Annotated in this window: 14 protein-coding genes and 1 riboswitch; of the genes, 13 read left to right on the top strand and 1 reads right to left on the bottom strand. The window is 53.0% G+C overall.

Features of this window, described 5'->3' with window-relative positions:
• From ftsH to VEI96_12370, 7 genes are all read left to right on the top strand, one after another.
• The coding region (gene ftsH / locus VEI96_12400) for an ATP-dependent zinc metalloprotease FtsH (GenBank protein ID HXX58795.1) at positions 1 to 1,779 on the top strand (1,779 nt) is incomplete at its 5' end.
• Positions 1,780 to 1,999: 220 nt separating this feature from the next.
• Positions 2,000 to 2,079, top strand: a riboswitch (cyclic di-GMP riboswitch).
• A 41-nt stretch (positions 2,080 to 2,120) separates the two neighbouring features.
• On the top strand, positions 2,121 to 2,495 hold the full coding sequence (locus VEI96_12395) for a hypothetical protein (GenBank protein ID HXX58794.1): 375 nt from the start codon (positions 2,121 to 2,123) through the stop codon (positions 2,493 to 2,495).
• A gap of 14 nt (positions 2,496 to 2,509) precedes the next feature.
• The gene (locus VEI96_12390) at positions 2,510 to 2,905 is read left to right on the top strand and encodes a hypothetical protein (protein ID HXX58793.1); all 396 of its coding nucleotides are present in this window, start codon (positions 2,510 to 2,512) and stop codon (positions 2,903 to 2,905) included.
• A 151-nt stretch (positions 2,906 to 3,056) separates the two neighbouring features.
• Complete coding sequence (locus VEI96_12385; GenBank protein ID HXX58792.1) at positions 3,057 to 3,539, top strand: surface-adhesin E family protein; 483 nt, start codon at positions 3,057 to 3,059, stop codon at positions 3,537 to 3,539.
• A gap of 79 nt (positions 3,540 to 3,618) precedes the next feature.
• Positions 3,619 to 4,149 carry a hypothetical protein gene (locus VEI96_12380; GenBank protein ID HXX58791.1) on the top strand — a complete coding sequence of 177 codons (531 nt, stop codon included), beginning with the start codon at positions 3,619 to 3,621 and terminating at the stop codon, positions 4,147 to 4,149.
• 106 nt (positions 4,150 to 4,255) lie between these two features.
• A complete protein-coding gene (locus VEI96_12375; protein ID HXX58790.1) occupies positions 4,256 to 4,438 on the top strand; it encodes a hypothetical protein in 183 nt (60 codons plus the stop codon).
• 28 nt (positions 4,439 to 4,466) lie between these two features.
• The gene (locus VEI96_12370) at positions 4,467 to 5,144 is read left to right on the top strand and encodes an isoprenylcysteine carboxylmethyltransferase family protein (GenBank protein ID HXX58789.1); all 678 of its coding nucleotides are present in this window, start codon (positions 4,467 to 4,469) and stop codon (positions 5,142 to 5,144) included.
• Positions 5,145 to 5,261: 117 nt separating this feature from the next.
• Here VEI96_12370 and VEI96_12365 read toward each other — a convergent pair whose 3' ends face one another.
• The gene (locus VEI96_12365) at positions 5,262 to 6,725 is read right to left on the bottom strand and encodes a DegQ family serine endoprotease (GenBank protein HXX58788.1); all 1,464 of its coding nucleotides are present in this window, start codon (positions 6,723 to 6,725) and stop codon (positions 5,262 to 5,264) included.
• A 194-nt stretch (positions 6,726 to 6,919) separates the two neighbouring features.
• On the opposite strand from VEI96_12365, the gene VEI96_12360 reads away from it, so the two are divergent.
• The 6 genes from VEI96_12360 to VEI96_12335 all read left to right on the top strand — a co-directional run bounded on the left by VEI96_12360 (position 6,920) and on the right by VEI96_12335 (position 12,677).
• The gene (locus VEI96_12360) at positions 6,920 to 7,375 is read left to right on the top strand and encodes a pirin family protein (protein ID HXX58787.1); all 456 of its coding nucleotides are present in this window, start codon (positions 6,920 to 6,922) and stop codon (positions 7,373 to 7,375) included.
• Positions 7,266 to 7,625, top strand: coding sequence for a hypothetical protein (locus VEI96_12355; GenBank protein ID HXX58786.1), 360 nt, complete (start codon positions 7,266 to 7,268; stop codon positions 7,623 to 7,625). Before VEI96_12360 ends, VEI96_12355 begins: the two co-directional genes overlap by 110 nt.
• Positions 7,626 to 7,826: 201 nt before the next feature.
• Positions 7,827 to 9,458, top strand: a complete 1,632-nt coding sequence (locus VEI96_12350; protein ID HXX58785.1) for a phosphomannomutase — start codon at positions 7,827 to 7,829, stop codon at positions 9,456 to 9,458.
• Positions 9,459 to 9,497: 39 nt separating this feature from the next.
• The gene (locus VEI96_12345; protein HXX58784.1) at positions 9,498 to 10,787 is read left to right on the top strand and encodes a tetratricopeptide repeat protein; all 1,290 of its coding nucleotides are present in this window, start codon (positions 9,498 to 9,500) and stop codon (positions 10,785 to 10,787) included.
• Positions 10,788 to 10,791: 4 nt separating this feature from the next.
• On the top strand, positions 10,792 to 11,640 hold the full coding sequence (locus tag VEI96_12340; GenBank protein HXX58783.1) for a hypothetical protein: 849 nt from the start codon (positions 10,792 to 10,794) through the stop codon (positions 11,638 to 11,640).
• A gap of 44 nt (positions 11,641 to 11,684) precedes the next feature.
• Positions 11,685 to 12,677: an amidohydrolase family protein gene (locus VEI96_12335; protein HXX58782.1), complete on the top strand. Its 993-nt coding sequence runs from the start codon at positions 11,685 to 11,687 to the stop codon at positions 12,675 to 12,677.
• Positions 12,678 to 12,988: the final 311 nt, after the last annotated feature.

The raw sequence follows: 12,988 nt of genomic DNA, 5'->3' as shown, positions 1-12,988 counted from the left end.
CAGACCCAGTATCCGATCTCATACAGCCAGTTCATGGAACAGCTCGATTCCGCCAATATCAAGGCAGTTTCGATAAAGAAGCTGCGCGTGAGCGGAGAGTTTCTGAAAGAGATAAGAGTCCCTGTCCAGGGCGAAAAGAAGTCGATACCGGTGAAGAATTTCCAGACCTTTCTCCCCTCGTTCCAGGGAGAGGACCTTCTCACAAAAATGAGGGAAAAGAATGTGGGGATAACCGTGGAATCCCCGGAGCAGGAGTCGATCCTCTGGCAAATCCTCATAGGGATTCTTCCGTGGGTTCTGATCATCGGCGTCTGGATTCTCATTATGAGACGCACGCAACAGATCCAGGGGGGACCGGGAGGGCTCTTCACGTTCGGTTCGAGCAAGGCAAAACTCTATGATGTGAAAAAGCCGAGTGTTACCTTCAGGGACGTGGCGGGGATGGACAACGTGAAGCGGGAGCTCAGGGAGACGATAGAGTTTCTCAAAGACCCTTCCCGGTATACACGGCTCGGCGCAAAGGTACCGAAGGGCGTCCTCCTCATCGGGCCCCCGGGCACGGGCAAGACCCTTCTTGCCCGTGCCACGGCCGGCGAGGCAGGGGTCCCCTTCTACAGCATCAGCGCCTCCGAATTTATCGAGATGTTCGTCGGGGTCGGGGCGTCGCGGGTGAGGGACATGTTTAAGAAAGCGAAGGAAGCCCACCCGAGCATCATCTTCATCGATGAGATCGACTCTGTCGGCCGCACGCGGGGAACAGGTCTTGGAGGGGGACATGATGAGCGGGAGCAGACGCTGAACCAGCTCCTCAGCGAGATGGACGGCTTCGATCCCCATGAGGAAGTGATCGTGATGGCGGCGACGAACAGGCCCGATGTACTCGATCCGGCGCTCCTCAGGCCCGGGCGGTTTGACAGACATATCGTGATCGACAGGCCGGGATGGAAAGAGCGCAAGGGCATTCTCGAGGTTCATGTGAGGGGGAAGATCCTCGGAGATGATGTGAACCTCGAGGCGATAGCAAAGGGGACTCCGGGCATGACCGGTGCCGACCTCGAGAACCTGACGAACGAGGCCGCCCTTGTTGCGCTCAGGAAGAACAAGGAAAAGATCGCCATGCGGGATTTCGAAGAGGCGAGGGACATCATTCTCATGGGCGCGGTGCGGGAAGAGACGATAAGTGATATCGAAAAGAAGATAACGGCATACCACGAGGCGGGGCATGCGCTCGTCGCCTGGGAACTTCCGGGAACCGACCCCATCTACAAGGTGAGCATTATCCCCCGCGGCATGGCTATGGGTGTCACGCAGCTTCTTCCCGAAGAGGACAGACATTATTATCCGAAGACCTATCTCATGAACAGGCTGAGCGTCGCACTCGCCGGAAGAGGCGCGGAAAGATTAATCTTCAAGGACATAAGCAGCGGAGCCCAAAATGACCTGAAAGAGGCTACTTCACTTGCCGAGAAGATGGTCGCCCAATGGGGCATGAGCGATAAGGTGGGCCCGCTGAACCTCGGGCGGGGAGAGGAGCATCCCTTTCTCGGGAGAGAGCTCTCGCTGCCGAAGCGGTACAGCGAAGAGATGGCCTGGATTATGGATCAGGAGATACAGAGATTCGTCAGCGATGCAGAGTCAAAGGCAGAGGAGATACTGACCCGAAAGAGGGAAGTCCTCGACCGTCTCGCGGAAGCGCTTATGAAAGATGAGAGTCTCGACAAGGCAGAGGTCGAAAAGATCATGAGGGGTTCAGGTGAAAGGGGGAATGCGGTCCAGTAGCTCGGATTGATCATGCAGCAAACGTCAGAGTCACTTGCCTCTATCCGACGGGCCACCGCACTTCTGCCGTAACGGAAAGCTCGGACTCGATCTCATCTTGTAACGTAAAGCCTCAATGTTGACCCATCGCGCAAAGAACTATTCATGAATTTTATGATTCAATAAAAATTTCTAAATAGTCCGAGAGTGAACTCAATGATATGCTTAAAGTATAAAGGTGTCAGGACAATGCCATAACCTTTGAAAAGAGGGAGCGAAAGGCTTCCGGTCTTTAAGGGAGAGGATCGCCGGGCTGCCGAAGGAAAAACGAATTCGGCATTTCTTTTTTGGGGGTGAGCCGGATGACGAAGTATAGGGGAGGACAAAGAGTGGGGAAAGGCACCTACTGGAACCTGGCAAATGGTGCCAAGGTCGTTATTCCTGAGGAAGGGGTGCTTCCAGGGAACGACAAAACAACATATACAAACGTGTCGATATTCGGTCTCATTATCGTGAGCCCTATAGTCGGGCTCTTTTATGTGGTAGCTTTCCCGTGCATTGTTATCGCTGAGGTAGTCAAGATCGTTGGTGTAAAGATCTTAAGGAATTTATATGATTTCCTCATGGCTTTGGCAGGGTTTGAATGGACGCCGAACGAGGCATATCTCTCCGGAAGAAAGCGGAGAACAGAGAGAGTGAGAGGTAAGGGCAAATCGGACAAGAGGAAGAGTCCCTAGGAAAGGAGGGGAAGATGAATACCCTATTTGATTATTTGACCCATGTCAAGGGGATAGAGTATATTTTGGCTCTTCTGTTCTTGGTGGGCTACATCCTCTATGCGGAGTTGTTGAAGCCCATGCCGTTTAAGACCATAAAGGAGACGACGGAAGAGAATGTAAAATTTATGGAAAAAGCGGGCCTTGCGAACATACTGAAGACTCTTGGCCGGGCAGCTGCGGCACCGTTTATCGGCCTTGGGTATGTAATTGCTCTGCCATTTCTCTTCGTCTTCGCCATCGGCGAGGCGGCGCTTCGCGGCATCGTCGGAATGGCGCGGAGAAGCATCTCCTTTGGATGGAGACCGATGGAAGCTTACCTGTCCGGTAGAAAGAAGAAAAGGGGACAGAAGAAAAAAGAAGAAGATTGATGGTTCCGCGCTTGGTCCGAAGCGAAGGCGAAGGAGCACCGCTTATTAGAAAGCGGCAACAGACAGATGGCGAGAGGCATGGTTTCGGCGAAGAGTAGCTCTCTCGATATTTTTCAGCTGTAGAATAACCACCCGAGAGCATGCAATAGAGATGAAGTCATCGACCGCCAGGATTTTCGCAGCTTTTTTTGTGATTTCCTTCCTCGTACTCCCTTTTTATGACGCTCAAGCCCAGTCTGAGAAGGGAAGATGGAAAGAGATAGGCAAGAGTCAAACAGATACAAGTTGGCAGATAGATACCGAGAGCCTGTCCTACCCATCCGGGAATACGGTTTCGGTATGGGTGAGGAGTATTCCCGATAAAGGAATCACGGAATATCGGGAGGGAGAGGAGGGCGCATGGGGTATCATGAAAGAGATCCAGGCGCGAAACTTCGGATCCTATGCATGGACAGAGGAGTTGACGGAATTGGATTGTTCGAACGGCATGTTCAGGGTCTTATACTTCGTTGCCTATGATGACAGGGGCATGATAATAACTTCTTCCCTCAGCCCTGATGTCTCATGGTCATTTATCATACCGGGGAGTGTTGGAGAAACCCTCCGGAAGGCATTCTGTTTTAGGGCGGAATGATAATCTTCATATGTTCTTCAAACTGGTTATCCATAGTGAGAGAAAGAAAAGAGTTCGTTTCTCGAAAGGAGGAGGTATCGTGAAGAGAGAGAAGTCCTGTGTCCTGATCATCGTGGCTTTGCTGCTGTTCTCGATAGGGTCTTCAGCCCAAAGTGAGGCACGCGTCGACGTAACCGTAGGGGTCAATATCCCGGTTTATACGTTCCCGGCGCCTCCGCCCCTGGTGGTGATACCGGGGAGTTACGTCTATGCCGTTCCCGACGTAGACGTAGAAATTCTTTTTTATCACGGTTACTGGTACCGGCCCTATGAGGGCAGATGGTACAGGTCCAGATCGTATAACGGTCAGTGGATCTTCGTTTCCCCGGCAAAGGTACCGCACGTTTTGATAGATCTGCCGCCTGACTATCATCATTTCCCTCCCGATTACAAACGGATACCCTATGGACAGTTCAAGAAGAACTGGAGGAGATGGGAGAAGGAGAAATACTGGGAAAGGGACGAACGATGGCGGGAAGGCAGGCATGAAGGAAGGCATGAGGGACACGGAGGACACGACGGGCATGAAGGACACGGAGAAGAGCATCATGAGGGAGGCCGACGCTACTGATTGGTGAAGATTGAGAATTCTGCAATCAGCTTTGAAATCAGCGAGAAGCTGATATACTGTAAAGTATATCGATAACAGTAAGGGCGCGGATTCAACGGGAGAAAGAGTGGCAAACGAGCAAAAGAGCAGTTCACCCGGGCGGGATGGAAAGGGGAGTTTCTGGGAAAAGTACGGCGCTGACATTACTCTGGCAATCCTGATCGTTTACGTTGTTCTCCTCGCGATCGGGACGTTCGCCGACGTCTTTAAAATTCAATCAATTCTTGATTGGTGGATATTTAAGGCATAGGCACCAGATCAAACATAATTCCGAGACTATGTGTAATCTCAGCGCGCGAGCACTGCTCAGCCTCGTCATCCTCGCAGTCGCGATGGGTCTTTTCCTCTTCATTCCCGCATGGACAATTCGCTACTGGCAGGCATGGGTGTATCTCTCTATCTTCATGGGGGCATCCCTAGCCACCACGCTCTATCTCATGAAGAAGGACCCGGCGCTTCTCAAACGTCGCATGCGCGGAGGGCCGACTTCGGAAAAGCGACCCGTTCAGAAGCTCATCATGTTCTGGACATCAATCGGTTTCATCGCCCTCCTTATGGTCCCTGCGCTCGACCACCGCTTCCGGTGGTCTGAAGTGCCGCTCTCATTCGTTATTGTCGGGGACGTTCTGGTCGCTGTAGGCTTTTCTTTCATTTTTCTCGTCTACAGAGAGAACACGTTCACTTCGGCAACCATCGAAGTCGCTGAGGATCAGAGGGTCATTTCTACCGGGCCGTATGCCATTGTACGCCACCCAATGTACGCGAGCGCGATGCTGTACCTGATCGGCACTCCCCTTGCCCTCGGCTCGTTTTGGGGACTCCTCGCGTTCGCGGCGATGATACCATTCCTGATATGGCGGCTCTATGACGAGGAGCGGTTTCTCGCGGAGAATCTGTCAGGATATAGGGAATACCGGAAGAAGGTCCGGCATCGCCTTGTGCCGTTCATTTGGTAGAGGTCGGTCCCGCGGCGACAGTAGCAACAGCCGATGCCTTCTGCAATGCAGGATGGTACTGCAAAAGATAAGAGCCGGAAGGCTTGGCAGCCTCCCATGCATACGCCAGCGTTTTTACTACCGCGCTGAAAGTGATAGATACGTAGTCGAACCGTTTCTGAAGATGAGCAGCAGGATATCCTGTCCGGACTTGATGTGCGAAACAGCTGCCTCATAATCCTTCGTATTGTTTATCTTCCTGCGGTTAATCTCGATGATGACATCGTTTTGGAGGAGAATGCCTCCTGCAGGACTCCCCGCCTCGATGTCTGCGACAACGACGCCGGATATTCTTGCCGGTATATCGAGGCCTTTCATCACTTCAGGAGTGAGACCCTGTACCGCCACCCCTTTAAGAAGATTATCGAACTCCCCATGAGGCTTCTGCATTTCCGCCGGCAGTTCGGCGATGGTGGCAGCCACTTTCTGTTTTTTTCCGTCACGGACGATAGATAGGGTAACCTTCTTGCCCGGAGGTGTGGCGGCAACCATGTTCCTCAGATTCGAAGGATCATTCACATCATGCCCGTCATATTCGACGACGACATCTCCCCTGCGGATACCGGCTTTTTCAGCTGGGCCATCTTCGGTAACATCACCGACGAGGGCGCCCTTATCGTCTTTCATGGCAAACTGTTTGGCAAGCTCGGGGGTAACAGGCTGAATCGAAACGCCGAGCCAGCCCCGGACGACCTTCCCTTTCTTAATGAGATTTTCCATCACAACCTTCGCCATGCTGCTCGGTATCGCGAACCCGATTCCCTGATATCCGCCGGATGTACTGAAAATTGCGGTATTGATCCCCACCAGTTCGCCCTTCACATTCACGAGCGCCCCCCCAGAATTGCCAGGATTGATCGCTGCATCGGTCTGGATAAAATCCTCATAATCGGCGATACCGACGTCTGCCCTGCCTGTCGCGCTCACGATGCCGGATGTGACGGTTTGGTTCAACCCGAAAGGATTGCCGATCGCGATTACCGTTTCCCCGACTTTCAGTTTCTCCGAGTCGCCCACTTTGATGACGGGCAGATGATTCGATTCTATCTTGATAACGGCGAGGTCTGTTTTCGGGTCTGTCCCGACAATCTTTCCCTTGAATTCTCTCTTATCCGACAATTTCACCGTAATCTCGTCGGCATCCTTAATCACATGGTTATTGGTGAGGATATAGCCATTCTTGTCCACGATGACGCCCGAGCCGAGACCCGACTGTTTCCGCTCACTCGGTCCGCCGAAGCGTCCGAATTCATCACCGAAGAATCTTCTGAAAAAAGGATCATTGAAGAAAGGCGACTGAGTTCCTGACATCTTTATCGTCTTCGTGGAAGATATATTCACCACCGCCGGCTTCACCTTAGCTGTGACTTCCGCCATTGCACGGCTCGTCTTTGAAAGGATATCTATCGCCTCTTTTGATATATTCGGCTCTTCGGTAAATGCATTTGAATGCACGTTAAAGGTTGAGGAGATGCCGAGCCCTACTATCAACCCGATCAGTAGTAACGTCGCTCCATAAACCAAAGGTCGTTTTTTTCGCATCGCCATAGTCTCCTTTTTGTGAAGCCTCAGAAGATCCGCTTTTATTTTTAGACTATTTTTATGAAGACATTGTGAAGAGACTCGCCATCTGCAAGAAATAGAGGAGCAGCACTTGGCTGAATAGTTTCTCCGGAAGAGTTAGACTAAAAGTATGAGGGATAGTTGATAGAACCGACTCAGCAAGGAGGTATCCCATGACAACTCATAGGGCAACGATAGCGAGGCCTCAGATGCTTATTCGCAAGCCGGAGAGTATTTATCAGATTCGCGGAGAAATAGTGAATGGGACCTTTCAGGGCCGCTGGCATTTCTCCTTCGGCGATAACTACGACCCCGAGCATATGCAGTTTGGGACGCTGAGGGTCCTCAATGACGATACGCTTTCCCCCGGCGCTGTCTGGCCCCTTCACCCCCATCGCGACATCGAGGTCGTCACCTACTGCGCGGAAGGGGAATTCCGCCACGCAGACGAGCGCGGCGAAGGCGGTGTCTTAAAGAAGGGATGGGTGCAGCATACCACCGTGGGCAAGGGTATGTGGCATTCGGAGATCAACAACAGGCCCGACATTTCGATGCGATTCATTCAGATGTGGTTCATTCCCTCTCGAAGAGACCTGGCCCCCTCAGTCAAGCAGAAGGAACTCGAATGAACACGCAGAAGCGCTCCCCATGCATTCCGACGCGCTTGTCTATTCCTGTTTCCTCGAGAGAGGGCATATTGCGGACCATGCATTGAGAGAAGGTCGCGGAGCGTATGTATACGTACTCGAAGGAGATTCAGTAGAGATAAGCAATGACATCATCCCTGTCCTGGGAGCTGCTCAGGTCATGGGAGCAACGGACATCCGTATGTCCACGAAAGGTGAGGCTGAACTGCTTCTCGTCGATGTTTCGTACTAACGGATGCAGAATGAGTGCTTCCGAGCTGGAAGCAGCTGCATGTGCAATAGCCGGAGGAGGAAGCAGATGAGATGGGAGTCCGCTAGTGGTGGGCAAATCCAAGACTTCCGGAAGAGGCCTGCCCGAAGGCTGGAAAGAGTAGACTCGGGTTTGTGATGCTGATAAACTATTGTTAAAAGTCGCATGAACTCTGGAGGGGAAATGGTTCAGGGATTTGAAAATGCCGCTGCCTGCTGGAAAGCGATACTCTCCGATGTCTCGAAGAACGGGGGACTTCTCCCGGTCATCGAACGGTTTGCGCGGGAGAATACGGCACCGGCAAAGATAGCATTCGGTACATCGGGCTGGCGAGGCGAGATCGGCACTGACTATACCTTCAACAACGTTCGGGTTGTGACTTCGGCCATCATCGAGATGTTCAGAGGGAATGACCCTTCTGTCATGCGGGCGATGGGGGTAGCTGGCCTTGATGAGATAAAAGAGCGGGGTGTCATCGTGGGTCATGACAATCGCTTCCTCGGCCCGCAGTTTGCCATGGAAGTCATCGGGCTCCTCGAGGGCGAAGGGATAAAGACGTGGTATGCAGGAGAGGCTGCCACACCGGAATTCTCTGCTGGCATCGAGATGGTGAAGGCGGCCTGCTCCATCAATCTCACTCCTTCCCATAACCCCGCGAATTATGCGGGCTTCAAGTTCAACCCTGCTGACGGAGGCCCTGCTGGTTCCGAGATTACGACGAAGATAGAGGAGATCGCAAACAGGATGATGGGAGAGGACGTGCTTCTTCAGTCAAGAGCGCCGGGCCGGATCGATACGATCGACCTCACCGAGTTATATATCCGGTACCTGTCTGAACGGAAGACGCTCGATCTCGAGAAGATCCGGGATTTTGTTGAGAGGGGGGATTGCATCATCTGCGTGGACAGTGTTCATGGAGCGACGAGGGGGAGGATGGAGAGGATAATCTCCCGGAACGGCAGGATGCGTTATCTGCGGACGGAAGACGATTATCTCTTCGGCGGCGTTGCCCCTGAACCTTCCGAAAAGAATATGGAAGGAGTCGACAGGGTTCTCAGGGAAAGCGATGCCCCATGCAAACTGGGGGTCATCATGGACCCCGACGGTGACCGCATACGCTTTTCCGACGGAAGCGTCCAGATACCGATGAACTATTTCGGCGCCATGGCATTCCATTTCCTCTTGAAACATAAGGGGGTTCGCGGGATAGTCGCGAAGTCGGTCGGTACGAGCAATTTCGTGAAAGCGATAGCCGAATCGCTGAAGGTTCCGGTGAGGGAGACGAAGGTCGGCTTCAAGTACTTCAGGCCCTACCTGTTGAGGACAGCCGAAGAAAGGGCGATTGTTGCCTTCGAAGAGTCTGACGGCATATCAGGATATAACCATACCCTCGAAAAAGATGCCCTCTTCGGTCTCCTTCTCGCCATAGAATTGATGGCGGTTACAGGGCAAAACCTCGGCTCATATCTCGATTCCCTGATGGGTGAGTTCGGATATTTCTATCCCGACCGTTCGGGTATCGCAGTGGACCGGTCTCTCGTGGGCGAGCCGCTCGTGCAGAGGCTTTCGGTGATCCAGGAGCGGTACAAGGAGGGGACCGTGGTAACGATAGGCGGGGTCGCGAGGACCGTAAAGAAGGTGATAACCGTCGACGGTACGAAACTCGTCTTCGACGACGGTTCATGGCTCATGATACGCCCCTCCGGCACGGAGCCGAAGGTGAGGTTCTATATCGAGGCCAGGACGGAGGAAGGGAAGAGGGCTGTCTTCGAGACCGCGGAGAGGATGACCAGGGATGCCATCGGAACGTCATGAAGCGAGACCCTAGCCCTGGCGGACTCGTGAGGAGAGAGGATGAACGGCTCACGCAACCTCTCTCATGGTCCTGGTTCCGAGATGGTTGGAGGCTATATTCTTAGGGCGATAATCTATAGCGCTTTGTCCTTTCTCGTCATAGTGACTTCCTACCTTTATTACAAGAGGTCAGTCGAAGAATCAGGGAAGGATGAAACGCTGACGAGACCGAACAAAACAACCGCTTTCATCGAATCTGGGGCAGCCCCTTCCCACGGCAAGCCGGTTGGCCGAATGACTGATACGATCGCCCCTGTCGAAGTTCGAATCTCGGCAGGCGCCGAAGCCGATGTTAGAAGACAGACGGAATCGGACAGACTGCTCGCAGTGAGCGCTGCAGAGAAGTTGAAGACAGGGGATTATGAAGGTGCCGCAAAACTCTTTGATGAGCTTTCCGGACGCGACAAGAGAGCGCTGACCGGCGCCGGGGTCTCCTGGTATAAACTCGGTGATTACGAGCGGGCGAGGTCGGCTCTCGAAAAGGCCGTCGAACTGGACGGAAATGATTTCGTCGCGAGAAAATTTCTCGCCTTTGTATACGATAAGAAGGACGACATCGAAAAGAGTCTCTACCATGCCGATTTTGGTCTCTCTCTCTCGAAAGATCCGGAACTCCGGTCGCTCGCCGATGCGTTGAGAAAAGAGCGAAGACGGGGGCAGGTTATCAATGAAAGCACATCACATTTTAAGATCATCTTCGACGGATATGCGCACGGGGAGTTGAGCAGGAAGGTCATCGGGATTCTCGAAGATGCGTACAGTACCGTAGGAAAGGAATTCGGTTTTTTCCCCTCCGAACCGGTAACGGTCATCCTTTACACAAACAGGGATTTTCATGATATCACTCAGGCGCCTGAGTGGTCGACAGGGGTCTTCGACGGAAAAATCAGGATCCCCGTCAGGGGAAGTGAACGCAGCGAGGTGCTCCTGAAGAAGGTTCTCTTCCATGAATACGCCCATACGCTTGTCCACTCCCTGACTCCCCGCTGCCCTCTCTGGATCAACGAGGGGATCGCCGAGTACTTCTCAGCGCATTACCCGGAGAAGACCGGACAGGTCATTCCACTCCACTCGCTCGAACAATCATTTGCATGGCTGCCGGGCGATAAGGTCGGACTTGCGTATTGGGAGAGCTGTTCCGCGGTCTCCTATCTCGTTGACCGGTACGGCGTTTACCGCCTGAAGGATCTCCTCGTCTCACTTTCGAAGGGAACGCAGGCAGACGATGCATTCAGACAGACATTCGGTGTCAGCTATCGGGAGTTTCTCTCTGCGTGGGGAAAGCAGTGATTCTGTGAAGACCCTTGAGAGCAGGGTGAAGGCGGCGGAGACGGCAGACGCCGAAGGCCTCTGGCAGATAATCCGGGACCCTCATCCCGAGGTCATCTCACATGCGGCGCTCAACCGGAACTTGACCGAAACGATGGCGGTCTTTATCGCGAAGAAGAATAATACGCCTTCGGATACCCTCGGTTACCTGGCGGGCGATTTCAGGTTCAGGGAGTGCTATACACTCAAGCTCGCCCTCTGCAAGAATCCGAAAACGCCTCAGAGGGTGACGCTCTCCCTCCTCAAATTCATGAGGATCTTCGACCTCGCGGACCTTACGCGGGACCGGCATATCCCGACTATTTTGAGACAGAAGGTGGAGCAGATCATCCTCGAGAAGATCCCGTCCTTGCCTTCAGGAGTGCAGACGGCCCTTTCGAGGAGGGCAGGCAGTACGATCGTGACAACGCTTCTTGAAAGAGGTGATGAACGGGTTGTCCGTGCGTGCCTCGATAGTCCCACACTCACTGAAGGACATCTCTGCAGGATAATCAACAGGCCGGCCAGGAAACGGCATCTCCTCAGGGTCATAGCGGAACATGAGAAATGGTCGTTGCGCTATTACGTAAGGTATGGGCTGATCAGGAATTTCTACACTCCGATGAACCGCGTGGCGAAATTTATTGAAGGGATGAAGACCGTTGACCTGAAAGACCTCTACAGAGACCCGAAACTCCCTCTTTCCACAAGACCGTTCATTTTCAGGGAACTTCTCGGCCGCGGAGAGTCCGTTGACGAGAGAGCGGCTGATATATACGAGCTGTCGGGCGAAGAAGATTTCTCTGCTGCAGAGGCGGGAACCGATATATCCTGATGCTTGTTCGTGCCGACAATATTTTTTCGCCTGAGAAGGGATTCATGAGGGGTATGTCTCTCGTGGTAAGCGGTGGGATTATTGAAGAGATATCGGATATCGGCGAGGGAGAAGGGGGTCATGACGTGATGGACTTTTCGGGATTTACCCTCTCCCCTCCCTTTTGTGACTACCATCTCCATTTTTCGAAAGACAAACTCCCTCTATCCACGAAGATCGGCGGCACCTTGCTCGACCATGGGATTGCGCGTGTTTACGAGGGAGGGGACGGCGATCTCGCGGGGATTGAGATGAAGAAGAAGATCGGGGGAATGCTTGACATCCGAACATCCGGGTTCGGTCTATTCAGCGCGGGAGGGTACGGAAGACGAATCGGCAGAGAAGTGAACGGTTTACCGTCTGCCCGGCTGCTAATAGACGAGCTTCGCGCCCAAGGGGTTGAGTATCTGAAGGTGATCAATTCCGGTCTCTTCAGGCCGGAATCAGGAAAGATATCAGCCGGCGGGTTTGAACGGAGTGAACTCGAAGAGATAATCGCCTATGCGGCATCCAGAGGATTGCCGGTCTTCTGTCATGCCAACGGGGACAGGGCCATAAAGGATGCGGTACTTGCCGGAGCTTCGGCTATCGTTCATGGTTTTTCTGTTTCCGATGAAACTCTTTCTCTCATGGCTGAAAGGGGGACGGACTTCATTCCGACGGTGAACGCCCTCTTCAGTCTCACAAAAGCGCATGACGCTCCGGAGGCGAAGAGAAGAATCGAGGCGATGACGGAGGGGCATTTGGCAGCGATAAGAAAGGCGCATGATAAGGGGATCACGGTTTTGCCCGGCAGTGACGCAGGCCCTTCATTCATTACCTATGGAATTTCCTATCATGAAGAACTGACTCTCTTCAGAAGGGCTGGATTGAGCATCGAAGACGTTATGTCGGCGGCGGTTAACGGACCGCTCCGCAAGGGAATGAAGGCGAATTATTTGGTCTTGAGGGGCCTCACTGTGGAAAAGGTCTTCAGGGACGGGAAAGCATTCGCGTGATGCAATAACACCTGCCGGTGCCATACGCTGTGTAACGAAGAGTCGCTCCCTTGCAAATGCCTGTCAACCTTCCTTCTGCCCTTGAGGTCCGGGTCCTCTTAGAGCGTGGAGAGTTCGAGTGATAAGGAGGATTGCCGGTGATATCGAATGAGGCGACTGATGATCTGTGCTACCGTGGACAGAAGGGAAGCAGATTTTTCGGTACAGGCATCAAGGCTTGCTATAATTGAAGTGAAGAGAGGGTCATGATTCCGATCGAATATATGCTCTTGGGAGCTTCGCTCCTTTTGCTTTTCAGCATCCTTGCGAGT

The organism is Thermodesulfovibrionales bacterium (assembly GCA_035622735.1).
In the GTDB taxonomy this organism is placed as follows: domain Bacteria; phylum Nitrospirota; class Thermodesulfovibrionia; order Thermodesulfovibrionales; family UBA9159; genus DASPUT01.
This window is presented reverse-complemented; position numbering and strand designations above follow the sequence as displayed.